The organism is Paenibacillus odorifer (genome assembly GCF_000758725.1).
In the GTDB taxonomy this organism is placed as follows: Bacteria; Bacillota; Bacilli; order Paenibacillales; family Paenibacillaceae; genus Paenibacillus_AQ; species Paenibacillus_AQ odorifer.
In genome coordinates this window covers 6,746,147-6,770,710 of the sequence record NZ_CP009428.1, presented here as the reverse complement: position 1 = coordinate 6,770,710, position 24,564 = coordinate 6,746,147, and the positions used below count along the sequence as shown (strand labels likewise).

General features: G+C 45.1%; 18 protein-coding genes and 2 pseudogenes. 18 read left to right on the top strand and 2 right to left on the bottom strand.

Annotated features, from left to right (window positions below; genetic code table 11):
• Positions 1–42: 42 nt before the first annotated feature.
• The 5 genes from PODO_RS29550 to PODO_RS30825 all read left to right on the top strand — a co-directional run bounded on the left by PODO_RS29550 (position 43) and on the right by PODO_RS30825 (position 6,361).
• Complete coding sequence (locus PODO_RS29550) at positions 43–1,446, top strand: cytochrome ubiquinol oxidase subunit I (RefSeq protein WP_036677831.1); 1,404 nt, start codon at positions 43–45, stop codon at positions 1,444–1,446.
• The gene (gene cydB, locus PODO_RS29545) at positions 1,433–2,449 is read left to right on the top strand and encodes a cytochrome d ubiquinol oxidase subunit II (RefSeq protein WP_038573947.1); all 1,017 of its coding nucleotides are present in this window, start codon (positions 1,433–1,435) and stop codon (positions 2,447–2,449) included. Before PODO_RS29550 ends, cydB begins: the two co-directional genes overlap by 14 nt.
• Positions 2,449–4,215: a thiol reductant ABC exporter subunit CydD gene (gene cydD, locus PODO_RS29540; RefSeq protein WP_038573945.1), complete on the top strand. Its 1,767-nt coding sequence runs from the start codon at positions 2,449–2,451 to the stop codon at positions 4,213–4,215. Before cydB ends, cydD begins: the two co-directional genes overlap by 1 nt.
• On the top strand, positions 4,212–5,963 hold the full coding sequence (cydC, locus tag PODO_RS29535) for a thiol reductant ABC exporter subunit CydC (RefSeq protein ID WP_038573943.1): 1,752 nt from the start codon (positions 4,212–4,214) through the stop codon (positions 5,961–5,963). Before cydD ends, cydC begins: the two co-directional genes overlap by 4 nt.
• Positions 5,964–6,193: 230 nt before the next feature.
• Entirely contained in the window at positions 6,194–6,361 is a 168-nt protein-coding gene (locus tag PODO_RS30825) for a CxxH/CxxC protein (RefSeq protein WP_063829780.1), read from the top strand.
• Between the two features lie 98 nt (positions 6,362–6,459).
• Here PODO_RS30825 and PODO_RS29530 read toward each other — a convergent pair whose 3' ends face one another.
• Positions 6,460–7,872, bottom strand: a complete 1,413-nt coding sequence (locus PODO_RS29530; RefSeq protein ID WP_038573941.1) for an MFS transporter — start codon at positions 7,870–7,872, stop codon at positions 6,460–6,462.
• Between the two features lie 142 nt (positions 7,873–8,014).
• On the opposite strand from PODO_RS29530, the gene PODO_RS29525 reads away from it, so the two are divergent.
• From PODO_RS29525 to PODO_RS29475, 12 genes and pseudogenes are all read left to right on the top strand, one after another.
• Positions 8,015–8,365 (top strand): ArsR/SmtB family transcription factor, encoded by a 351-nt coding sequence (locus PODO_RS29525; protein ID WP_038573939.1) that lies wholly within the window; start codon positions 8,015–8,017, stop codon positions 8,363–8,365.
• Positions 8,366–8,622: 257 nt separating this feature from the next.
• Positions 8,623–9,102: a 23S rRNA (pseudouridine(1915)-N(3))-methyltransferase RlmH gene (gene rlmH, locus PODO_RS29520; RefSeq protein ID WP_038573937.1), complete on the top strand. Its 480-nt coding sequence runs from the start codon at positions 8,623–8,625 to the stop codon at positions 9,100–9,102.
• Positions 9,103–9,848: 746 nt separating this feature from the next.
• Positions 9,849–12,092 (top strand): U32 family peptidase, encoded by a 2,244-nt coding sequence (locus tag PODO_RS29515; RefSeq protein WP_038573935.1) that lies wholly within the window; start codon positions 9,849–9,851, stop codon positions 12,090–12,092.
• Between the two features lie 50 nt (positions 12,093–12,142).
• Positions 12,143–12,289 (top strand): annotated as a pseudogene (locus PODO_RS31390) (response regulator); the annotation flags it as partial.
• Positions 12,286–13,125, top strand: a pseudogene (locus PODO_RS29510) (sensor histidine kinase); the annotation flags it as partial. The pseudogenes PODO_RS31390 and PODO_RS29510, both read left to right, overlap by 4 nt.
• Positions 13,126–13,226: 101 nt before the next feature.
• Entirely contained in the window at positions 13,227–14,165 is a 939-nt protein-coding gene (locus PODO_RS29505; protein ID WP_038573933.1) for a VanZ family protein, read from the top strand.
• Between the two features lie 24 nt (positions 14,166–14,189).
• The gene (locus PODO_RS29500; RefSeq protein WP_038573931.1) at positions 14,190–14,873 is read left to right on the top strand and encodes an ABC transporter ATP-binding protein; all 684 of its coding nucleotides are present in this window, start codon (positions 14,190–14,192) and stop codon (positions 14,871–14,873) included.
• Positions 14,870–17,461, top strand: coding sequence for an FtsX-like permease family protein (locus PODO_RS29495; RefSeq protein ID WP_038573929.1), 2,592 nt, complete (start codon positions 14,870–14,872; stop codon positions 17,459–17,461). Before PODO_RS29500 ends, PODO_RS29495 begins: the two co-directional genes overlap by 4 nt.
• Positions 17,462–17,512: 51 nt before the next feature.
• Positions 17,513–18,433 carry a helix-turn-helix transcriptional regulator gene (locus PODO_RS29490; protein ID WP_038573927.1) on the top strand — a complete coding sequence of 307 codons (921 nt, stop codon included), beginning with the start codon at positions 17,513–17,515 and terminating at the stop codon, positions 18,431–18,433.
• A 94-nt stretch (positions 18,434–18,527) separates the two neighbouring features.
• The gene (locus PODO_RS29485) at positions 18,528–19,421 is read left to right on the top strand and encodes a DUF2785 domain-containing protein (protein WP_052097397.1); all 894 of its coding nucleotides are present in this window, start codon (positions 18,528–18,530) and stop codon (positions 19,419–19,421) included.
• A 21-nt stretch (positions 19,422–19,442) separates the two neighbouring features.
• Positions 19,443–20,111 carry a type 1 glutamine amidotransferase family protein gene (locus PODO_RS29480; protein ID WP_038573925.1) on the top strand — a complete coding sequence of 223 codons (669 nt, stop codon included), beginning with the start codon at positions 19,443–19,445 and terminating at the stop codon, positions 20,109–20,111.
• Between the two features lie 327 nt (positions 20,112–20,438).
• A complete protein-coding gene (locus PODO_RS29475) occupies positions 20,439–20,765 on the top strand; it encodes a hypothetical protein (RefSeq protein WP_038573923.1) in 327 nt (108 codons plus the stop codon).
• Between the two features lie 98 nt (positions 20,766–20,863).
• On the opposite strand, the gene PODO_RS29470 is transcribed toward PODO_RS29475, so the two are convergent.
• A complete protein-coding gene (locus PODO_RS29470) occupies positions 20,864–21,334 on the bottom strand; it encodes a pyridoxamine 5'-phosphate oxidase family protein (RefSeq protein WP_036682406.1) in 471 nt (156 codons plus the stop codon).
• A 316-nt stretch (positions 21,335–21,650) separates the two neighbouring features.
• On the opposite strand from PODO_RS29470, the gene PODO_RS29465 reads away from it, so the two are divergent.
• Positions 21,651–24,539: an S-layer homology domain-containing protein gene (locus PODO_RS29465; protein ID WP_038573921.1), complete on the top strand. Its 2,889-nt coding sequence runs from the start codon at positions 21,651–21,653 to the stop codon at positions 24,537–24,539.
• Positions 24,540–24,564: the final 25 nt, after the last annotated feature.

The following is a 24,564-nucleotide window of genomic DNA, read 5'->3' as shown; positions in this document are numbered from 1 at the left end:
ACAGAATATAATTAACGAAAAGGGGAGAAGGAAGGGACAAATATGGATACAGTAATGCTGTCGCGTATACAATTTGCGTCGACGACAATATTCCACTATTTCTTTGTACCGGTATCAATCGGACTAGCGCTCTTGATTGCAATCATGGAGACAATGTACGTTAGAAAAGGTAATGAAGAGTACAAAAAAATGGCGCAGTTCTGGGGAAAGCTATTCCTCATCAATTTTGCAGTAGGGGTAGTTACAGGGATATTGCAGGAATTTCAGTTCGGGATGAACTGGTCCGATTATTCACGTTTTGTGGGTGATGTATTCGGGGCTCCACTTGCAGTTGAGGCATTGGCAGCCTTTTTCCTGGAGTCTACTTTTATTGGGATATGGATATTCGGCTGGGATAAGGTTTCCAAGCGAGTACATTTACTGTCCATCTGGCTGGTAGCATTCGGTACGATGTTATCTGCATTCTGGATTCTAGCGGCTAACTCTTTTATGCAGCATCCTGTGGGTTTTGAGATAAATAATGGACGTGCAGAAATGAATGATTTCTTCGCGCTTATTACGAACGGACAATTGCTGGTTGAATTCCCACATACAGTACTGGCTGCTTATGCAACAGGTGCTTTTCTTGTAACAGGTATTAGTGCTTATAAAATATTGAAGAAACAAGAGGTTTCTTTCTTTAAGAAGTCTTTTCAGATTGCAGCTATCGTAGGGATTATTTCTTCTATTGGTGTAGCTGTTGCTGGTCACGCCCAAGCGCAATATTTGGTTGAAACTCAACCAATGAAAATGGCAGCTTCCGAAGGACTGTGGGGTAAGAGTGGTGACCCGGCACCTTGGACCGTATGGGCAAACATTGATCCAGAGAATCAAATCAGTACTGGAGAATTTCAAATTCCTTATATGCTGAGTTTCCTTTCATACAGTAAATTTTCCGGTGAAGTTAAAGGTATGCTTGAGCTGCAAGCGGAGTATGAGCAAACCTATGGCCCCGGTGACTATATTCCACCTGTACGTACGACATTCTGGAGTTTCCGGATCATGGTTCTAGCAGGAACGTTAATGATTGTATTGGGAATGTACGCTATGTACTTAATGTGGCGCAAAAAAATGGACCGTCCGAACACTTGGTTTATGCGGTTCATGTTATGGGGCTTGTTGCTTCCTCCGATTGCGAATACAGCCGGTTGGGTCATGACCGAATTCGGGCGTCAGCCATGGACGGTATTCGGACTGATGACAACGGAAGACAGTGTGTCGCCTAATATTACAAGTGGTCAAGTTCTGTTCTCCGTGATTTCTTTTACAACGATTTATTTAATTCTAGGATTAGTGTTGGTCGGATTGTTTATTAAAGTGATTAAAAAAGGTCCTTATGCGATGGATAACGATCACGGCGATTCGAATGATCCATATAACGAGGAGGGTTCCCATGATATCTCTTAATGAATTGTGGTTTGTGCTGATTGCAGTTCTGTTTATAGGGTTCTTCTTCCTGGAGGGTTTCGATTTCGGCGTAGGGATGGAAACACAAATTCTCGCTAAAAATGATACAGAGCGCCGTGTTCTGATTAACTCGATCGGACCCTTCTGGGATGGGAATGAGGTATGGCTTATCACAGCTGCGGGTGCAATGTTTGCGGCTTTCCCGGAGTGGTATGCAACGCTGTTTAGTGGATTCTATATTCCTTTTGTATTTGCCTTATTAGCTCTGATAGCGCGTGGTGTCGCTTTTGAATTCAGAGGTAAACGTGATTCATTAGCTTGGAAAAGAACTTGGGATGCCTGTATTTTTATCGGCAGCTTCCTTCCACCATTCCTCTTGGCTGTAGTGTTTGCAAGCTTTATCAAAGGGTTGCCTATTGATGGGGATATGCAAATGTATGCAGGGTTCACAGATATCGTGAATGTGTACACTGTAGTAGCAGGGCTTACTGTTGTCCTTCTGTGCCTAGTGCATGGTCTCATGTTCACAACGCTGCGTACAGTGGGTGATCTACAGGCTCGCGCTCGCAAGTTGGCACAAAAATTGCTGATACCACTCGCAGCTTTATTTACTGCTTTTGTGATTATGACTTATAATATGACGGATATTTTCGAGCAACGTGGAACGGTTCTTATGATTATTGTAGCCCTGGGAGTTATCGCCTTTGTACTGTCCGGTTACTTCATGACGAAGAAGAAGGACGGCTACGCTTTTGGAATGACAGGAGCGGTAATGGCGCTTTCGGTAACTTCTATCTTTGTAGGATTGTTCCCGCGTGTTATGATTAGTTCAATTGATCAAGCTTTTAATTTGACGATCACTAATGCTGCTTCGGGCCATTACTCTTTGAAGGTAATGACGATTGTGGCACTGACCATCCTTCCGTTCGTATTGGGATATCAAATTTGGAGTTACTTTGTCTTTCATAAACGGGTTCACGAGAAGGAGCATCTTGAATACTAATGGATAAAAACTTGCTTGGGTATAAAGGAGTTAAGCCAGTCTTTCTGATTGTAGGCTTCCTTACCCTGGTGCAAAGCTTGTCCATACTTCTGCTGGCTAAATCGCTGGCAGAAGTCATCTCTGCGCTATTTGCGGGAGAACCTCTGAAGGAACAATGGGGCACTGCGCTATTGTTCCTTCTTGCATTTCTTGTGCGCCATGCTTGTGCTATGCTGATGAGCCGTGTCTCTTACCGCTTCGCGGAAGCAACGGGCAGCACTATGCGGAGGGAAATGATGGACAAGCTCTTCCAGCTTGGCCCTAGAATGGTGGGCGGGCGTGGAACCGGGGATCTTGTTACACTAGTGCTGGAAGGCGTAACTAAATTCCGCACGTATCTAGAAGCAATCATTCCTAGAATGGTAGGGATGTCTGTTACACCGGTCTTGGTGCTTATTTACGTTTTTACGATGGACACTACGAGCGGGATTATTCTTACGGTAACTATGCCGATTATTATTGTTTTTATGATTTTGATTGGGATGACGGCCCGTAAGCAAATGGATCGGCAGTTGAAATCATATCGCACATTATCTAATCATTTTGTAGACTCACTACGTGGGCTAGAAACATTAAAATTTCTAGGACGAAGTCGTAGTCATAGCGACAGCATTGCTACGGTCAGCGATCGTTATCGCTCGGCGACCATGCGTACGCTGCGAGTGGCCTTTTTGTCATCGTTCGCCCTGGATTTCTTCACTATGCTGTCTGTAGCATCTGTAGCGGTAAGCCTCGGTTTACGGCTTGTAAATGAACAGATGACATTGGTTACGGGCTTAACGATTCTAATCTTGGCTCCGGAATATTTCCTGCCTGTCAGATTGGTGGGTTCAGATTTCCATGCTACTTTGGATGGGAAAGAAGCCGCTGAAGCAATGAAGAGCATTATAGATCAAGATGAGGTGAAGGCTGAAGTAATCGGCCCTAACGGTAATCTATCTGTCGGTTCTGCAGCAAAAACATCGGAACAAATATTCACTTGGCATGAGAATAGCGTGCTCACATTAAATGACGTTAGCGTGAAGTATGAGGAAGCAGGGCTTTCTTCGCTGGAAGCGCTGAACCTGCAATTTAAAGGAGCTAGCAAAATTGGGATTATCGGAGAGAGCGGGGCCGGTAAATCTACTTTAGTGGATATATTAGGGGGCTTCTTACACCCTACCTCAGGAAGTATCACGGTTAACAGTACAACGGTTAGTGCATTAACGGATGAGGCTTGGCGAAAACAGACCTCATATATCCCGCAGCGTCCGTATATTTTTAGCGGCACGTTAGCGGATAATATATGTTTTTATTACCCTGAGGCTTCTATGGAAGCTGTTGCCGAGGCAGTGAAAGCTACTGGTTTATCGGGGCTGGTGGATACTCTTCCGCATGGTTTAGATGAGATGATTGGTGGCGGCGGCCGTTCGTTCAGCGGTGGCCAGGAGCAACGGGTGGCATTAGCCCGGGCACTGCTTAGCAGCCGTCCAATTATGCTTCTAGATGAGCCAACGGCACATCTGGATATTGAAACGGAATATGAGCTGAAGGAGACGATGGTGCCTCTTTTTGAAGGAAAGCTGGTCTTTCTGGCTACCCATCGCCTACACTGGATGCTAGATATGGACATTATTGTAGTAATGAAGCAAGGCCAAGTGGCAGAAATCGGTACCCATCAGGAGTTACTTGCCCGCAAGGGTGCGTATTATGAGTTGATTGGGTCGCAATTGGAGGGAATCCATTGAAACGTGAAGGATGGTTTGCTCCCTATGTATCGTCGTATTTTTGGCGGTTTGTACTAATTATTGTGCTTGGGGCGTTGACGATTTTTACAGCCTCTTCATTGATGTATACTTCAGGATTTCTGATCTCAAAAGCGTCTACACCGGTCGAAAATATCCTGATGATCTACGTGCCGATTGTTGGTGTACGTACGTTCGGAACAAGCCGAGCAGTCATTCACTACGTGGAACGGCTGATTGGGCATGACACCATTTTACGGATTCTTTCTAAAATGCGTGTGCGCCTGTACAATATTTTGGAGCCACAGGCCTTGTTCCTGTCTTCGCGTTTCCGTACTGGGGATATTCTCGGGATGTTAGCTGATGACATCGAATATTTGCAAAATGTATATCTGAGAACTGTATTTCCAAGTGTTATTGCTTTATTGATATACGGGGTTGCAGTGATTGCGTTGGGCACCTTTGATATCGGTTTTGCGTTATTAATGGCTTTGTATATTTTGGTGTTGGTCGTGGTATTGCCGCTTATCTCTTTGTTGTTCACCCAGAAACGTCAACGTGAAGTGAAGGTAGAGCGTAATCGCCTCTATCAAAAGCTGACTGACGCCGTTCTCGGTATGGGCGATTGGGTCATTAGTGGACGGCAAAGCCAGTTCGTGGAGACCTATGAAGCAGATGAGAAAAAAGTAGCCAAAACGGATGCAGCGCTGCGCAGCTGGGCGCGTCTACGTGCGTTCATCGGGCAAGCAGTTGTTGGAGTTGGCGTGCTTTCAATGTTATATTGGGCCGCCGGGGAGTATGCGGATGGTGCTATTGCAGGTACGTTGATTGCGGCGTTTGTATTGGTTGTTTTTCCTGTGGCAGATGCTTTTTTGCCAGTATCCGAAGCTGTGGAGAAAATCCCGCAGTACCGTAACTCGCTGGAGCGGTTGTCTGGAGTGGTTGGAGAAGAGCAGAATATAGTTTCCGAACAGGCATCTGTAGTCGATGTTCTACCTCAGGCCATAAAAAGTGCTCATATCCAGCTCGAAAATGTGGGTTACCGCTATGGATCAGAGGATAACTGGTCGGTTCGTGATCTCAGCCTCGACATCCCACAAGGCAAAAAAATTGCCATCATCGGCCGTAGTGGGGCAGGGAAATCGACGTTGTTAAAGGCTATTCAAGGGGTTATCCAACCTTCTGCAGGTTCGGCTATGATTAATGGAATCGCGGCGGCTGCCTATGGCGATAATATTCCTTCTATTATTGCGGTGCTAAATCAAAGCCCACACTTATTTGATACTACGGTAGCGAACAATATTCGCATGGGTGATCCGAAGGCTTCCGAACAAGCGATTAAAGAAGCTGGCGCATTAGCCAAAATGGATACGCTGATCTCCTCGTTACCAGAGGGATACAATACCTTTGTCCGTGAAGCGGGGCAACGTTTCTCCGGTGGAGAGCGTCAGCGGATAGCGTTAGCGCGTATTTTGCTGCAAAATACACCTGTCGTCATTCTTGACGAACCGACCGTAGGGCTGGACCCAAGCACGGAACGTAATCTTTTGCAGACGATGTTTGAAGCTATGGACGGTAAATCTCTGATCTGGGTAACGCATCATTTGGTTGGTGCGGAGCAGATGGATGAAGTGATTTTTATGGAAAATGGCTCGGTAGAAATGCGTGGAACCCATGCGGAGCTGATGGAAAAAGAACCACGTTACCGCAGATTGTATGAGCTGGATCGTCCAGTGGAGTTTCTAGTGTAAGATGGAGAGTTTGTAGATAACATTTATAGAAATTAGAGAGATATTAGTGAAGAGATTCCTTTTGCCCGTTTGGGGTGAGAGGAATCTTTTTTTTCGGTAGGGCAAGAATATAGACAATGGATGAACAGATTGCTGGAATGGATAGATAGGAGTTCCATTTTCGTGGGAAGTATGGTAGAACAATAGAAGGAGTATAGGCCGCAGCGGCACAGAAAGGGATGCTTGGTTGAATGTATGTAGTATGTAAAGAACATGTAGAGTTAGCCATCGACAAATTTGTGGACGAGTATGAGGATGCACCTGATATTGTGGACTTGAAGGAGACCGAGTTCTCGGACTGGGACCCGCCGGCCAAATGTGCGGAATGTGAGAAGAATGCGGAATATTTAGTGGTCTAAAGGACTGTTAAAATTTATTAAAAACACCTTGCAGTCCCGGAAATGGGCCGCAGGGTGTTTTTTTGCATGAAATAATATATGTGTTAGCCGATTAGGTCTTATGCATCTGCTGCATCTACTATGTCGGTCAGCGAGCTACTTCGGTTGCCTCGGCGGTAGAGAATAGCTGAGATGATGGCGATCAATGCTGCAATAGAGAGTCCCCAGTAGATATTGGAGTAGGCTGCAGAAAGCGGCAGTCCGCGCTGCCATTCTAGTGCGCTTGCGGCCATAGCCACGCTGAAGGCGCCGCTGAAGAATTGCAGCAGCTGGAACAGGCCCATCCCGGAGCCAATTTGTGAAGAAGGCAGAATCCGAGAAATTTCATTGGATACACTACTGGACAGTGTCGTGAAGGCCAGACTCATAATCATATAGATGAACATGACGGCAATCCATGACCGCCCAGCAAAGAAAGCGAATAGGATGGTAGCGGTCAATACGAGCAATGGTGCAAAACGCAAAATCCCCGCATTGCCATAACGGTCAATGATTCGCCCGACGGAGCGGGAGACAAAGATGGCGAGCAGCGAACCCGGAAAGATCACAAGCCCGGCATGGCTTGCGCTGAAGCCGAAACGGTGAGTCAGAATCTGCGGCAGCAGGAATAACGTGGCAAAGCTGCATAGGTAGGAGGCAACTCCGATCAGAGCCAACACGAGATATGAGCGGTTACGGAAAAGCTCCGGCATCACGAATGGATCAGGTGTGCTGCGGATACGGCCAACAAATAAAGCAATGGCGACAATTCCGGCGATCAAGGCAATCCACAACCCGCTGGTCAGGAACAGCAGCAGCCCGGTCGTGCCGACGCCCAAGAACAGCCCGCCAAGCACATCAAAGGAGCCACGGGTGGGTACTTCTTTGGGCAGCAGGATAAGGAACAGCGGCACTAGAAGCAGAATAGCTGCCGTTACAGAGAATAGCCAAATCCAGCCGAGATATTCGACGATGGCTCCGCCCGCGACCGGCCCAAGCCCTAGACCCAGCGAGACGGCTGACATAATTGTCGCCATTGCTTTGCCGCGGCGGGCTTGCGGGATATAGCGGGTAAACAGGACAAGCGACAAGGACATTACTGCGCCCGCGCCTGAGGCCTGGAGAATGCGTACGATAAGCAGGAAGATAAAGTTAGTGCTGAAAAAGCCGGCAACAGCCGCGAGGCCCAGCGTCAACAAGCCTATAACCAACAGACGGCGAATCGGCAGAAAATCAGAAAGCCGGCTGTACGTGATTGAGGCAATCGAGAACATAATGGAATACCCGGTGACAATCCAAGAAGCGGACGCAGCCGTAATCCCGAAGGCTTCGGTCACATCAGGCAGCGCCAGATTGAACATAGCCGTATTCATGATGACGAGAACCACAGCGACACTGAACAGCAGGGTCAGCAGGCCTTCTCGTGGAAGAGGCGCTTCCGGAACGGAGGCTTCATGATCCGCATTCGCGGAGAGGTTATTTACAGAAGTCATGTGCGAAGCACTCCTTTTATTATTGTTTAATAGTTCGATTACTTACGAACAATTGAAATATAGCATGCGTTGATATAAAATGCAATTAGGAACACCAATATTTTTTTCGCATTCATCGTACGACAAAAGGGGATAATCATCCGTGAAAATACTATTTCATCCGGACCGCAAGGACATTCAGCTTGCCTCCGTATTGTATGCACTCAGCGATCCGATTCGCTTACATATCGTATCGGATATTCACTTAAATGGAGAACAGGCTTGCAACGGCTTCAACGTCCCGATCGCAAAATCCACTATGTCTCACCATGCCCGTACTTTGCGCGAGTCAGGAGTTGTTTTTACACGAGTTCAAGGAACACAGCGCATGTTGTCCCTGCGGACTGAGGATCTTAATGCACGTTTCCCAGGCTTGCTGGACTCTATATTGAGCGCTTATGAAGCTGGGGGGAAACCGGATTTAGTGATGGAGGAGCAGGAAGAAAGTAAGTAGGGATGGATTGAACCTGCTGAGGACGAGGAATACATGAAATTCTAGATTCAGGCAATCTAGGAATACGTGGGATCAGGAGATCCATAGATTGCATGAAAAATAGGACATTTAGGGACTGCGCAAGAGTAGGCCGTTTTAATTGTCGTTTCTTTTCCACCAAATATGTGATAGAACAGAAGGTACTTACTAAAACTACAAGGGACGCCCAGTGCGCGTCCTTTTGCTATTTCTATAGAGGATTATGACAGGAGGCACTTATGCTTATTCAAATTATTGGCGTAGGAAAATTGAAGGAAAAGTACTTGATCGATGGCATCGCGGAGTATGCAAAACGGCTGACACCATACCTGAAGTTTCAGGTCATTGAGGTGGCAGATGAAAAAGCACCCGATTCTCTAAGCGAAGCAGAGGTTGTGCAGGTAAAGGGACGCGAGGGCGAACGCATCCTCGCGCAGATTAAGAGCGAGGCGCATGTCATTGCGCTCGCGATCGACGGCAAGCTGTGGAGCTCGGAAGAGCTTGCCGCAGAAATTGACCGGCTCGGCACCTACGGGACGAGCCATGTCGTGTTCGTCATCGGAGGGAGCCACGGGCTCTCCGACGAGGTCATGCGCCGCGCGCAGCAACGCATGAGCTTCGGGCGCATGACGCTGCCTCATCAGCTCATGCGCCTGGTGCTGGTGGAGCAGCTGTATCGCGCGGTGAAGATCAATCGCGGTGAACCGTATCACAAATAGTGGTAAAGCGGAGAACAGAACTCAATATTAGTTTAAATGACTTGAACTGCACAGCATAACGGTTAAAGCCAATACAATTGAAATAACAAAAATGTAAAAAGAGCCTCCACTTCGATTTTAGTGGAGGCTCTTTTAAGGCTGCTAATCAATGCGCCAGATGCTCGCTCATACTTATGTAAAATAAAATGTTAGCTACTTGGCAATGATAGGCACCCATAATTCCTGCTCAGTTTTGGCTTCAGGAGCCAAATAATTCTCTATACAAGGATGATTTGCAAGCTAATATCCGAATTTAGGAAGACATTTTGTATATAAGCGCTACCAATAATTAACGTTATCGTTGGGGAAAACTGCAAATACAGATGGATGAAGAATTAGTTCTTCCATATCGTTCGGTATATTACCGTCATATCTAGACCCCATGAGGAGTGCAGAGTTTATGGTTACCTCAGCTGAGAGCGATATTCAGGATATTGTAGGTATGCTTCGTGACGCTAATGATGAGAAGATACGCGTGGCAAAAAATGTACTTAAAGAATTATTATGAGATACGTCCCTTAGAGCAAATGAGGTCATTTAAAACAAGCGCACAAGCCATTGACTTGTGCGTTTTGCTGCAGCTTAAGTATATTTCTTATTTTATGATTAATGGAAATAGTCTGAAGTTTGAGGCGTAACAAAAAATATCTTTAATAAAGAAATGTCGCTTTAACTAGCGTACAATTTATGGGTCATAGGAGGAAAAAATGTCTGAATTATTAGCTCCAGCAGGAAATATGGAAGCTTTAAAAGCTGCAATATCTAATGGTTGTGATGCAATATACTTAGGAATGCAAAAATTTGGTGCACGTGCATATTCGTCTAATTTTGATTTAGAAACGTTAAAAGAGGCTGTTACGTATGCGCACCTGAGGAACGTTAAAATCTATGTTGCCATGAATACCATCGTTTTCGAAAACGAAGTTGAAGAGATGAAAGTGCAGATACAGGAATTAAATGAAATCGGTGTTGATGGCATTATCGTCCAGGACCTGATTGCTTTTGATTATATCGTTAAAAACTTTGTTGATATGGAAGCACATTGTTCAACTCAAATGGGAATAGACGATCTAGATGGAACTTTATTATTTAAAGAACTTGGTGCTAAAAGAGTTGTTCTGTCCCGTGAGGTCAAGATTGAAAAAGTAAAAGAGATTAAAAGAATAGCTGAAATCCCTTTAGAAATTTTCGTTCACGGTGCTTTATGTGTATCTTATTCGGGAAATTGTCTAATGTCAGGATTGCTCGGCAATCGATGCGCAAATCGCGGAAGATGTGTGGGTTCATGCCGTAAGGAGTATGAACTAATCGATAAGACAACAGATACATCTTTAGGGAAAAGCTATATTCTATCTACTAAGGACTTAAACACCATCGATTATATCCATGATTTAAAAGAAATCGATTCTTTAAAAATAGAAGGCCGAATGAAGGCGCCTACGTATGTTGCTAATGTTGTATCCAAATACCGCAAGGCCTTAGATCATAAAATAACCGAAGAAGACAAAGAAAATCTGAAAAAAACATTCAATAGAACATTTACTAAAGGGTATTTGTTTCACGAAGACAGGAGAAATATTACAAACATCTTAAAACCTAATAACTTTGGTTATGAAATTGGAACAATCAGCGGGATTGTTAAAGACATGTATGAAATAACACTTACACGTCCTTTAAATCAGAACGATACCATTCGAATCAGTCACAACAATGAAGATGTTAATTTAACGGTTGCCAAACTGTACGATAAAGATGGCGAATTAATCAACAAAGCAGAGGATGTCTGCTATATCAAAATCAAAGAAAAGATGTCTAAGGGAGATTTAGTATATAAAACGAAGGATTATTTCTATAACAAAGAATTAGAAGCATCACTGGAAAAAGAATTTAAGCGGTTTGACCTCGATATTAGAGTATATGCATGTCCAGATTCAAAGCTTTTCATAGATGCGGAAGGCTTAGGCTTTAATTATTCCTATGAAAGCGAGGAAATACTGGGCGAAGCCATTAATAATCCAACAACAAAAGACCAGGTAATCAAGCAATTCTCAAGATTAAATGATACGATATTCGAACTTAATCATGTCGAGTATGAGGAATGCAATGCATTTATTCCAGCTAAACTGTTAAATGCAGCAAGAAGAGATATTGTACTGGGCTTGTATGACTTAAAGCTTAACAGCCAGCAGAAAAGAACCAAGGCTTTGGAAGCAAAAGAAAAAATAAGCTTTGCCCCTGGAAAACCATACCTTACGGCCTCTGTAACGACTAAGGAACAGTACGATGCTTGCGTGAGCTGTGGAATTAAGGAAATCTATTACGAAAATGTGGTTAGAAGAAATCAGAATGATTATAAGGAACAAGAAGGACAGCTACTAATTGGAGGATATGGGGGGATTAATCACTATAGAGAAACAAACCCGTTTGTTACGGACTATTCTCTAAATGTTATTAATGCCACTAGTTGCTATGAATTATATAAATTAGGTGCAAAGCGAGTCACTTTATCTTATGAATTGAATAAGGGCCAAATTGAAGATTTAATGAATGCCTATGTTAAAGAAAATGACGGCTATCCTTCACTGGAAATGATTGTATATGGCAGGGCTCCTTTGATGTTTACGAAATATTGTCCGATGAAAAAAATGAATCAATGCAGAATTTGCAAAACGAAGAGCTATGAGTTAAAAGATGAGCACGGAACGTTCCCTATCATTTCCCATGATGATTGTACAACGACTCTCCTTAACGGGAAGACGCTTAATCTTTTAGATGAGCTACAAGATATCCAAGGAATTGAGGCGCTCAGATTAAACTTCACAGTTGAATCAAAAGAGCAGGTTGTGAAAGTCATTCATATGGCGTCAGGCAAATTAAATGGCTCTATGAATAATGCTGTCTTTAATCAGGAAACAGACACAAGAGGACATTTTAATAAAGAGATTGTGTAGTCGTTGAATTCATTAAATGTTCTAAAATCAATCATAAGGATGAACTTCAGATGAAAATATTATTAGTTGAAGATGATAAGACGATCGCGTCGGGACTGGAATATTCGCTGCAGCAAGAGGTTTATTGGACTGTTCTCTGCCATAATGCCGCTTCAGCCCGAAAGGTGCTCGCCGAAGACATCGATCAGTTCACTATTACGAGCTAGAGAAGCTGTCCATCTATTTACGGGAGATTAGCAGCGGCCAGGCCTCCCTTGACCCTCGCGATAATCAAGAAGGTGAGCTTAGCATCTTAAAGAATGATATTTACAAGGTGACACGCATGCTCTCCGAGCATCGTTCTCTATTGCAGCAGGATAAGCTTCAACTGACCGATGCCATCTCCGATATTTCACATCAACTCAAAACACCGATCACCTCTATGACAGTCATGGCAGATCTGTTAAGCGCCCCTGATCTGCCTCCACTCAAAAGAACGAAGTTCACCCATCATATTCGCATTCAACTTGAACGGATCGATTGGCTTGTTTCATCTTTATTAAAGCTAGCGAAAATGGATGCGGGAACTATCCCGTTCAAAAAAGATCGAATACACATGAAAACCCTAATCCAAAATGCACTGGATCCGGTTATGATTCCGATGGATATTAAGGGACAGACCGTTTCCATCACAGGGGATGACAACGTCTCTTTTGACGGCGATTTCCATTGGACTGCTGAAGCGGTTATCAATATTTTGAAGAATGGAGTGGAGCATACACCTGAGGGCGGTGCGATTACCATCACATTTTCCGACAACGTGCTATTTACGGAAATCGTTATTGCTGACAACGGAGAGGGCATTCCGAAAGAGGATTTGCCTTATATATTCAAACGTTTTTATAAAGGGAAGAATGCTAATGAAGGAAGCATCGGTATAGGGCTTGCGATGGCTCACAGCATCATTGCAAGCCAGAACGGCGTGATTGATGTAACGAGCGACAGCGGGACTGGTACAGAGTTTCGGATCAAATTTTATAAGCATGTGATTTAACAGCACTCCATAAGTGACTAAACTGTCACCTCCAATGTCACTGTAAAGTCATTTTGGACAGATAAAATGATATTCATCAGATGAACGATGGAGGTACAACCATGCAAATGAAGCAGCAGCGCAAGATTACTTTTTTTATCACCATAGGCTACACCCTGATTATTCTTTATTTTATGTTTTTTGCTTTCGGCAGAGCGGATAAGGTAGATCTAACCAGTCAGTACACCTTTATTTTTTTGCCGGACGATTTTTTTAGGGTGCCGGGTCTTTCCGATCTTCTACATCCGACACTGATGGACTTGGTGGGTATTGGAAACATTGCAGCCTTCATACCTTTTGGCATACTGTTTCCGTTGTTATACCGCACCAGCTTTGTTCGCTTCATGACAGGGTTTATCCTGTCCATTCTTGTGGTGGAGACCATCCAGGCACTAACATTCCTCGGCAGCTTTGACACGAACGACGTCATAAAGAACTCATTGGGCGCTGCTATTGGATTCGGGGCGTACAAGATTGGCTTCCGTACAAAAAACTACTGGAGAAATATCACTGCTACGGGAATTGCCAGTGCTGTCTTAATGCTCGGCGTGTGGGGGGTCTTAGGAGTAGCTGATCAAGTGTTCACCAAAGAGTTGGCCCCTTTTGTAGCGATAAACGAATGGGAAGATAGTACCGGAAATCGATTAACGGGAACCAAACAGAACAGTCTTAAGATTGGCGGTCAAGACGTGACACCCCAATATAATGTGTATGGCATCGAAGGTAAAAAGAAGGAAACATATACGTATTCGCTAGGTAATAAGGGAGATCTGTATCTTAGCTTGAATTATGGAATTCCTGATCATAAGGATTTTCAGGGCAGCATTAAGGTTACCGTTGACGGGCATGAGCTCCTGTCTGTATCTGCAGAAGATCAGCTCCATGAGCCGGATATGAGGATCCTTTATCTCACCGGGGCTAATGAGCTTAAGATAACCATTGAGGGGAATGAAACCCTTTGGGATGTTGGATATAGAGAGATGGTATATACCTGGAATTGAGCATCTAGGGAAGGAGGGATGACAATGGAGATTTTAACAATTGAAAATTTGTCCGAAATATACGGCACAGGCGAATCGGCGGTGAAGGCGCTTGATGATGTTTCCTTTTCGGTCCAAAAAGGTGAATTCGTCGCAATTATCGGACCTTCCGGATCGGGGAAATCGACACTCCTTCATATGCTGGGCGGTGTGGATCGACCGACTGGCGGGAAAGTGTATGTTCAGGATACGGATACGTATACCTTGGACGAAACGCAGCTGGCCATCTTCAGACGCAGGCAAATCGGGCTGATCTACCAGTTTTTCAATCTGATTCCCGTCCTGACGGTGGAAGAGAATATTACGCTGCCGCTCTTGCTGGATCAACAAAAGGTAGATCAAAAGCAATTGGCTGATCTTGTGAATACGTTGAATTTGCAGCATCGATTAAACCATCTGCCGAATCAGCTATCCGGTGGACAGCAGCAGCGTGTCTCGATTGGCAGGGCGATCATCGGCAATCCTGCGATCATGCTGGCCGACGAACCCACCGGGAATCTGGACAGCAGGAATAGCATTGAGATCGTCGTTTTATTGAAAATGCTGAATAAGACCTATCATCAGACACTGATCGTAATCACGCATGACGAACGGATCGCCCTGCAAGCCGACAGAATCATTTCGATTGAAGATGGGAGGATTGCCAAAAACGAGGTGATAAGGCGATGAATATTGTCAATACATTAACCATCCGGCATCTGAAGCAGAACAAGAGACGAACACTTGTGACTATTTTTGGCGTAATTATTTCGGTATCCATGATGACCGCTGTCATTACGCTTATTTTTTCCTTTGCGGATTTAATGATCAGACAAACTATCACAGATACAGGGGAGTGGCATATTCAGTATCAAGATATAACCAAGAAACAGCTTGCGGCGATACAGGGCGATGATGCAACCAAAACGGTTGCAATCACAAGAGACCTTGGGTATGCCCCATTAGAAGGGGGACAAAATTCCAATAAGCCGTACTTGTTCATTAAGGAATATGATGTGCAAGGGTTCACACAATTTCAGATTGAAATAAGCAAGGGGCGCCTTCCGCACACGGACAAGGAGGTTGTGATCTCCGAGTCTGTTGCAACAAATGGCAAAGTGAAGTACGAAATCGGCGACCGTCTAACGCTTCGCGTCGGCGACCGATTCGAACAAGGGGGCGATCATCCCCTGGATCAGACGGAACCGCTGCGCAGGAAAGACGGCACATTAACCGAGACATTACAGCATAGCATAATTAGGGATTATACGGTGGTAGGCTTCATTAAACATCCGGTGTCGGAAACGGCTTGGGCCCCGGCTTATACGATCATTAGCTATGTCGATGATCATATCATCGGGGGGGACGATCGGGTCGATGCGTCGGTGGTCTTGCAGCGGGTCAATCCGTTCTTGTTCGCACATGCGGAGAAGCTGGCTGAGAAAAACCAAATTGACACTGTCCAATATAATGACGATTTGCTTCGTTATTATGGCTTGTCCAGCAGCGGGGCCTCATCCAGCATGATGTTCTCATTATCGGCAATCATTATAGGGACTATTATAATTGGCTCGGTTGGACTCATCTATAACGCTTTTGCGATATCCGTCTCGGAACGTTCCCGCCATTTAGGGATGCTCGCGAGCGTGGGGGCGACGAAAAGGCAGAAGCGAAATTCCGTATTTTTTGAAGGTATCGTCATTGGTTTGATCAGCATTCCCATTGGCATCTTATGCGGTCTTGCCGGAATCGGAATCGCCTTTTCGTTCATGAACACAATGATTGAAGGGGCATTATGGACTAGTGAAAAGCTGAGGCTTATCGTCACGCCGTTATTGCTCTTGATTACTTGTCTTGTTTCGATGCTGACGATTTTCGTTTCGGCGTATCTCCCGGCGGTTAAAGCATCCAGGGTATCTCCCGTGGACGCGATTCGCCAAACCACTGACGTAAAGCTTACGGCCAAAGCAGTGAAGACGTCGAAGATCATTCGTAAGCTCTTTGGAATCGAAGCAGAAATCGGGCTGAAAAACTTAAAAAGGAACAAACGAAGACATCATGTTATTCTTTTTTCGCTTGTCATCAGCATCGTTTTGTTTTTGACGATATCGTTTTTCACGACTGGCCTGACACAATCTCTGGCATTGTCGCTGGAAGGCATCAATTACGATATTGAAGTGTCGTCCAGTAATGGCGAAAGACTAGATGACCGGTTGATGCAATCGCTTGTATCTCTTGTTGGCGTCACGGAATACAACGTGAGTCATGAGTTAGTCGGGATCGCTTGGGTCGATGCAGCAAGCATCGCCGACGAGTTGCAAGAGAAGGTTAAGCAGGATAAGAGTATGCTGCAAGACGGGAAATACCCTTACGAAATTAAGCTATATGCAATGAATGATTCGAGCCTGCAAGCCTATGCCAGAGCGGTTGGCGCAGATTACGAACAGCTTACGGATCTGGATCATCCCGCCGCAATCGTGATGGATACGATTCATTACAAAGATATAGATACGGGGAAATATATTCAGACGAAGTCCATATATGCGAATATCGGACAACATATCGAGCTAACGAGTTTTATTAAAGCGAGCGGGGAAGAAACGAAGGCAAATAAAGTGATATTTGCCGCATTGACGGATAAGGCACCGATGGGGATGAGCCCGGTAGGCGTAGGCGGGTTAAATATGATCGTGTCGGAACGCGTCATGAATCGGCTGGCAGACGGCGAGGAGCTGGCTAACGCTTCGATGTACCTCCATTTGAAAAGCACGGAACCGGTGAAAACGCAGCAGGAAATTGAAGCGATGAATGAGACCAATCTGAATGTCTACAATGTATATCAATTCAGAATAAGAGAAGAACAACAGATTCTGCTGATGAAGGTCTTTTCTTACGGTTTTATCGTATTAATCTCTGCGATTTCTGTTGCGAACATCTTTAATACGATCTCAACAGGGCTGGCTCTTCGCAAACGGGAATTCGCGATGCTGAAATCCGTAGGCGCGACGCCAAAGGGGTTTGCAAAAATGCTGAACTATGAGAGTGTTTTTTATGGGGTCAAGTCGCTCTTGTATGGGCTTCCTGTCAGTTTCGCCGTGATGGTTCTGATCTATAAAGCATTTGCGAACAAATTCAGCTATGGGTTCACCCTGCCCTGGATGAGCATTCTGTCTGTCATTGTGTGTGTATTTGTCATTGTCAGCTCTGCGGTTGTTTATTCCGGAGCTAAAGTAAAAAAGGAGAATATTATTGATGCATTAAAGCAAGAGAGTATATGATTCACTTACTTCACCCAGAGGAGGAGACGTTACCCGACGTCACACACAATCATGCGAGTTGACCGATTGCTCTCCATGCTGCTTATCATCTCCGGTAAAGGTACGGTAACGGGCAAGGAGCTTGCCGAGCATTTCGAGGTATCCTTGCGGACGATCTACCGGGATATCGAAAAATTAGGAGAAGCCGGCATACCGGTTGCCTCGTCCAGCGGCAAGGGCGGAGGATACTATATTATGGACAGCTATAATATAAGCGGCCTCTTTTTAAACCGGGATGAAGCTCATACGTTTGTAGCTGTAATGAAGAATTTACATGGCTTGTTTGGCAGGAACGAAGCTTTTAATGACATTATGCTAAAGGTTGAGCATACCTATAAGCGGGAGCCCGAGAAGCACAAACTGACTCTGGATATGTCCCATTTCAGCATGGAGCAGGAAATTAAAGAATACATTGGGATCATAAGCAAGGCCATCACGGATAACAGGCTGCTGGTGTTCGACTATATCAACAGGGATATGGAATACCTGGAGCGAACGGTAGAGCCAAGCTGGATTGACTTTCGCCATGGAGATTGGTATGTGATAGGCTTTTGCCGGGTCAGAGGGGACTACCGCAGATTCAAGCTCGTGCGGATCAAGCAACTGAAGCAGGGACCGCCTTTTGTAAAAAGAGAGCTGCCCGATGACCGAATCGCCGAGGTCATTGAGCACAGCTATTCGCAGCGGGACATACAGGTTGTGCTCAGATTCACTTCACGAATTGGTGCGCAGCTTCCCGAGTATTTTCAGAAAGAGAAGATTAGCCGGGGTGAAGATGGTTTCTATCTCGTTTCGGATACATTTCCTTATGAGGAGGGCCTGCTGAAATTCATTCTAAGCTTCGGCAAGGAGTGCGAGCTGCTGGAGCCTCGTGAATTACGGGCGGAGCTGCAGCAATATATGCAAAATATGATTCTATCCTACAATGACTGACGCCCTGGTGTCAGTCATTGTGTTCTATAGTAGGGATATCGGCGGGAGAAATCCATAACGCCCGCTATAACTAGGCTAGGAGTGAACCGACTAAATGAAAGCCAGTATTTTGGACGATGATTTCAATGAATGGGGTACGGAGGACACACGAACAGAACTGATACGGAAGCTGCAAAGATTGGAGGAGGAACGCTATATCCTGCGTGAGGGAGAAAGGTTACAAGACTTTACCAATCTGATGCTGCGGCATATTGGCGATCCGGAATCGGAGCTCCGTGAGCAGATCTATTCCACTTTTCACATATGGCTGAAGCGCGATAATAAGTTCTCATGTGCGGAAATGCAGCATCTTTTGGCTGTCCTGATGGATGACCGGCATCTGTTCTATCAGATTGGAAGCGAAGATGACCATAGCGTACTCACCAGGGCGTTTGCGGTTCTGCCTATCGTTCTTATTGTACAGCGGCACAGGAATAATTCATTCTTGACTCCGGATGAGTTCCAGCATCTAAAGCATTCGCTGCTTCGCTACTACCAGGAGGAGAAGGACCTGCGCGGTTATCTGGCAGTTGAAGGCTGGGCGCATGCCGCGGCTCACGGGGCAGATGCCCTCGAGGAGCTGATCCGCTGTCCGGAAAGCGATAATGCAGTGCAGCGCGAGGTGCTGGGGGCGATTAAAGGGATGCTGCATAACGGTGTCCGGATATTTGACGAGGAGGAAGACGAGCGCATGGCCAGCATTGTGGATACGATGATTAGCGAAGCACTGCTTCCGCAGCAGGAGATTGCCGACTGGATTCATAGCTTGTCGCTGTGTACGGAATGGCCGGATACGCGCGCGCCGAGAATTGCCAGAGTAAACGGGAAAAATTTTGTGCGCAGCCTATATTTTAGAACGAGGGCCCACAATGACGGGAATAATCTTATTCTTAACGGCGCCATGCTGACGGCTGAAGCTAAATTGAACCACTTTAAAGAGGCTAATTAATACATATGGAGGTAATTAAGTTTGAGTACTTACTACTATTTCAGTTGGTTTAATCATTTTTTTCCAGAGAAGCTGGTCCATTGTTTGCATGAGGATATACAAGACAGACAATCGCTTGTTATGATTAGCGCTGACCCGTCTGGTTACACAGAAGAGCCAATTAACTTTGATGATATCTCTGAATGGACATGGCTGAATCAGGCTAACATTATTTTTGATGAATATCATTTCATTGATTACCGCATGCAGAAGGAGGATGCCCAGAGGTTCATTCAGAACGCTTCTGTCATTTTTTTATGCGGCGGGTATCCTGTTTTGCAGAAGGATTTTTTGGCGGATTATGAATTATCGGATGTTATTAAAAATAGCGATGCCGTTATACTGGGTGCCAGCGCCGGTGCGCTAAACATGTCTGCTCAATGGTTAAGCTTGAATGACACTGGTCATGAAGTTGAAACAAGTACGATTTATGAGGGGATTGGCTTTGATCATTTTGCCTATGAATCCCATTCTAAGCGTGGCTACACCACGTTTGTTCAAGGCTATCTGTTCCCCTTGTCTGAAGAGATCGATGTTTATGCGGCAGAACAGGAGAGCGCTATACGTGTAAAGGACGGCAAAATCGAAACAATGGGTCCTTTATATTTAATTTCCCGCTCAAAGATTCAAAAATTGGTTGAAACGCTCTAACTAGGGAGAGGGGCTACCGAAATGAAACGCTCAAATAATAATTAGTCACCTCTCAATATGGACCTGTATCCAGAGTATTCCGGTAAGCGGCGAAGAGATAAACTCTCTTCCGCCGCTATTTTTTTTAGATGAACATTATTTTCGCTCTATTTCTATTTCCCATTATTTAAGCTAAAGTTAAAGTTTTCTTTAAGTTTCAGATGAGGGTTAAGTTGCTATGCTAACATAAATGAAGATAACAATTGGATGCACAAGAGGCTGGACACTGTAATAGGGTGTCAGTCGTTTTTTTTCATGTAATTCATTTATTATAGAAATGTGTATAAAATGAAATTTATCTACATTGATCCATTTACACAAGAAGAAAAGCTAATCAATGAGGAAACCTATCGTTTCGGCGTACAATTCACGATTCCAAGTAAATCTGTCTGGGGATTAGGAGTGACTGGAATTGGATGGAAGGCGTTAGACGGGGCACCGGAAATTGATGAGTATGCTATGAACTTAGTACCGGCACAAAATGTGACTTATGAGCTTATCTTGCCTGACGAAGGAAGCGGAGAAGGCGGAGAGGGTGAAAATCCGGGATTTCCAGGTTTTCCGGGATTTCCGGGAAGTCAATTCCCAGGCCTTACGGGTTTTATAAAGTTCTAATGTAGTTGTTATCATTTAGTTGGTTCTTATGAAAAGGTTCATCGCGGCGGACTGCTGCGATGAACCTTTTTTGCTGACTGTTCTATCACATAGATCACTTAATTTGCCGTCTTATTGATAAAATCAATCTCATTTCTGATCCCTTTATGGGCGTCATTCCACAGGCCCTTTGTCAGGCGAATGCGCAGCAGACATGTGTTAGGGTCTTCGTCGTTATTGGCTTCGTTATACCAATCGGCGAATATAGTGCGCAACTTAGTCATCATCTCGGCGTTATTCTCGTCACATACCCAGCCCAGGTTCTCACCGATACCATCGGCCGTAAAGTTTTCGACGATGATACAAACGGCGACTTCGGGGTTCTGGGCGATCTGCCGCATTTTGCCTGAGGTCGCATAAGTGACGGTGTAGAACGCGCCGTCCTCATAATAGGCGTCCACTATGCGGGCGGCGGGACGGCTTATACCATTGGTCCCGGGTTCCAGCGCGATGGTAGACAGAGTAATCAGGCCGTCCTTGTTACCCACTTGTTCTTCCAGCAGCTTCATGGCTTCGTCGTACTTGCTCATTATACTACCTCCTAAAATGTCATAAGGTATACATTGTTAAGCTTATCATTGTAAAATATTGGTGCATGTGAAGAATAATACGATAAAAGATTAAATCGCCATCAATCCAAGCTTATACTCGATGGTCTTTTTTTTATGCCATTTAATCTCCAGTCTACAAATATATCTATTTTTTTTATGTAATAGACATTGTAAATTACCCTGGTCCTATTGTAGAATCAAGAAGTTGTCGAATAATGGTGTAAAATGCCATCCTTGGAACTCACTAGGACGACAGACTCATTGATATTTTTAGAGTAAGAAGGGGGAAGAAACAATGTTATTCCAAGCAGCACGCCGTAAACTCAGTCTGATGATTGTGTTTGCCCTATTAGTAAGCACTCTTACGCCACATATGGTGTTTGGTGAGGCCGCACAGTTCAAAGACATCACAGGCTCTTATGCGCAAAAGGAGATTCATTCATTAACTGAAGCAGGAATAATCTCAGGGTATGAAGATAACTCTTTTAAACCGAAAAAGGCTATGTCACGTGCCGAACTGGCGAAAATCATAGTCCTGTCGTTGGGTCTAGAAGCAAATGCTGATCAAGCCGCACCGTTTAAAGACGTTGCCGCGAACAGTTGGTATCGCGGTTATGTAGGTGCATTGGTAAAGGCAGGCATTACGGAGGGGACATCGGCGACCACCTTCAGTCCTAATGCAAATGTCACCCGTGAAGAGCTGGTCGTATTTTTCATCCGAGCTTTCGAATTGGATGAAACAGCGAAGAAGCTCCCGGTTGATAGCAAGCTGTCAGATATCTCAGAGGTGTCCGAATGGGCAAAAGCGCAAGTATCCCTTGCCTTTAAAAATGGTTTCATCAACGGGGTCCAAGGCAGTGACGGCACCCTGAAATTCAAACCCAAAGAGCATGCGGAGCGCCAAGCTCTGGCTCGTCTGGCTTATGAGTTCAAAACCAATAAGTCAGTATATGTCGAGAAATCCAAACAGCTTCTGGCTGAAGAGGTTAATAAGGGCAAGAGTCCTGAGGTAACACCGACTGCCACCCCGGCAACAACTGACCGCGGGACATCTGTGACAGCACCAGCGCCGGGAGCTTCAGGTCCGGGAACGCCAGCATCGGCAACCCCAGCACCGGCAACCCCAGCACCAGTGACACCAACACCAACACCAACACCAACATCGACACCGACACCGGCAACCCCGGCACCGGCAAATGCTCTCCAGGTTGTGGTGAAGGGGGAGAGTTCAGATGCCATTTATGTGGAAGAGCCAACAGAAGTTATATTCCGCTCATCGATTAATGCGGCAGGAACGGTAATCGCTAGTGTCTATCAAGTAGATGACAGCGGCAAAGTGATTTCCCAAATCATTTCGTTGTACGATGACGGTTTGGAAGCCCATGGAGACAGTCTTGAGGCAGACGGGCTGTACAGTGGCAAAGCAGTATTGACTGAAAGTACGGAGGGTTACATAAATCTGCAGGCGTTTGTGGGAGATGTGCCAAGCAGCACAGTTTTTAAATTATCTGTAATGAAGCATCTTACGGATGAACAGCTTGCACAAACGGAAATCATTGAAAATAATACACAGAGTAAGCTTGATCAACTGGCTACTTCATATGGTAATTTGCAAAAAGCAAAGGAAGAAACTGTGGCTTGGCTCCAAACCCAAGCAGAAGTAGAGCATGCTGGAATTTCGGGTGAAGGAGGAAGCATCTGGTATTTGCTGGACAACGGGATTCTAGGGGGGATATCCGCAGCTCCTGAGAATACAAAAGGGTTAAGCAGCACCGTAGAAGAGGCTGCGTCCAGTACTGCATTGGCGGCTGAGGCGCTAACGCAAAATGTGGAACAAACTGTAGCCACCATAGGAAGCCAGCGGGTTGCTGTAATTTCTCCGTTCTCCGGCACACTTCCATCTTCGACTGTTTATGACGCTGTATATCACAGCTTTGACCAGTCGAGTTACCCTTTCCTTGTGGAAAGAGTAAAGGACACCGCAGCGGGCGTGAATTTCTTTAAAGGACTGAATCAGTATGGCGTCGTGGTCTTGGATACCCACGGAGATACTTATTATGATGAAATAGTGCTACAGAAGCTCCATAATAAATACGGCATTGATTTCAAATACGCTGGACCGCAAGTCATGTTCCTGACAGGAGAAAAGGCAACGACAGAGAGCAAAAAGACCTATGAGTTGGACTTGAAAAAGGGAAGATTGGCTATTATATCCGGTTATTATGCTATTACACCGTCTTTTATTACACGGTACAACGATATGCTTCCTGATACCATCGTATATAATGGCAGCTGCCGCAGCGCGTACAACGATTCCATGGCAGATGCCTTCATCAACAATGGTGCTGGCACTTATTATGGATATACCGATTATGTAAAGCTTGCATATGATCAAGCTATTGCTAAATCCGTATTTACCGCTTTAAACGATGAGAACATGACAACCGAAAAAGCCTTTCAAGCAGCAGTGGCTGCCCATGGAGCAAACGATGGGTTGGCGGCATTCTTCATGAAAGGAAGCAGCATTGGCACTAAGACCGAAGGGGTCATCAACGGAACCTTTGAAAACGGAACTTGGACCGGCTGGAATGGAAACGGCGATGTTCGGGTGATCTCCAAGCTGGGACCGCTTAAACCGCCAGAGGGGAACTACATGGCTATTATCAGCACTGGCCTTGGGTATGAAAACAATGATCAAGGAGGATATGACTACAATTCAGATAGTTATATCGAGCAAAGTTTCATTGTTCCAGCGGGTGCAACAACCCTATCGTTTGATTACAATTTCATTTCTGAGGAGCCTAAGGAATTCGTTGGAAGCAAATTCAATGACACCTTCAGAGCAACGGTAACTTCCAGTGTATACATTAATACGGCTTCCCTCATTACTTCTCACATGAATGGCGGCAATACAGTGACGTCCAGTGTCTATGGCAATGATTCTGTTATTATCGGGGCTGAATCGATTAATGAATCCACGGCCTATTGGATTGAAGAGAACAAAGTAGCGATTGATTTCTACGGCGGGGATCATACAACATACATGACGAATTGGAAGCATGTACAATTTGATGTAAGCCAATTTGCCGGCAAGGGCTCCATTGTCCTTCGGTTCCATGTTTGGGATCAAGGAGATAGTATCTACGATACGGCAGTACTAATCGATAATGTAATATTAAAGTAATCAAAAAACGGCTGGATCAGGGGAA

Excerpts from the sequence above, each read along its gene's own strand:
- PODO_RS29475 (WP_038573923.1), top strand. The coding sequence starts at position 20,439 with ATGAAATTTATCTACATTGATCCATTTACACAAGAAGAAAAGCTAATC.
- rlmH (WP_038573937.1), top strand. The coding sequence starts at position 8,623 with ATGCTTATTCAAATTATTGGCGTAGGAAAATTGAAGGAAAAGTACTTG.
- cydB (WP_038573947.1), top strand. The coding sequence starts at position 1,433 with ATGATATCTCTTAATGAATTGTGGTTTGTGCTGATTGCAGTTCTGTTT.
- PODO_RS29490 (WP_038573927.1), top strand. The coding sequence starts at position 17,513 with ATGCGAGTTGACCGATTGCTCTCCATGCTGCTTATCATCTCCGGTAAA.
- PODO_RS30825 (WP_063829780.1), top strand. The coding sequence starts at position 6,194 with ATGTATGTAGTATGTAAAGAACATGTAGAGTTAGCCATCGACAAATTT.
- cydD (WP_038573945.1), top strand. The coding sequence starts at position 2,449 with ATGGATAAAAACTTGCTTGGGTATAAAGGAGTTAAGCCAGTCTTTCTG.
- PODO_RS29465 (WP_038573921.1), top strand. The coding sequence starts at position 21,651 with ATGTTATTCCAAGCAGCACGCCGTAAACTCAGTCTGATGATTGTGTTT.
- PODO_RS29500 (WP_038573931.1), top strand. The coding sequence starts at position 14,190 with ATGGAGATTTTAACAATTGAAAATTTGTCCGAAATATACGGCACAGGC.
- PODO_RS29530 (WP_038573941.1), bottom strand. The coding sequence starts at position 7,872 with ATGACTTCTGTAAATAACCTCTCCGCGAATGCGGATCATGAAGCCTCC.
- PODO_RS29515 (WP_038573935.1), top strand. The coding sequence starts at position 9,849 with ATGTCTGAATTATTAGCTCCAGCAGGAAATATGGAAGCTTTAAAAGCT.
- PODO_RS29505 (WP_038573933.1), top strand. The coding sequence starts at position 13,227 with ATGCAAATGAAGCAGCAGCGCAAGATTACTTTTTTTATCACCATAGGC.
- PODO_RS29550 (WP_036677831.1), top strand. The coding sequence starts at position 43 with ATGGATACAGTAATGCTGTCGCGTATACAATTTGCGTCGACGACAATA.
- PODO_RS29485 (WP_052097397.1), top strand. The coding sequence starts at position 18,528 with ATGAAAGCCAGTATTTTGGACGATGATTTCAATGAATGGGGTACGGAG.
- PODO_RS29470 (WP_036682406.1), bottom strand. The coding sequence starts at position 21,334 with ATGAGCAAGTACGACGAAGCCATGAAGCTGCTGGAAGAACAAGTGGGT.
- PODO_RS29495 (WP_038573929.1), top strand. The coding sequence starts at position 14,870 with ATGAATATTGTCAATACATTAACCATCCGGCATCTGAAGCAGAACAAG.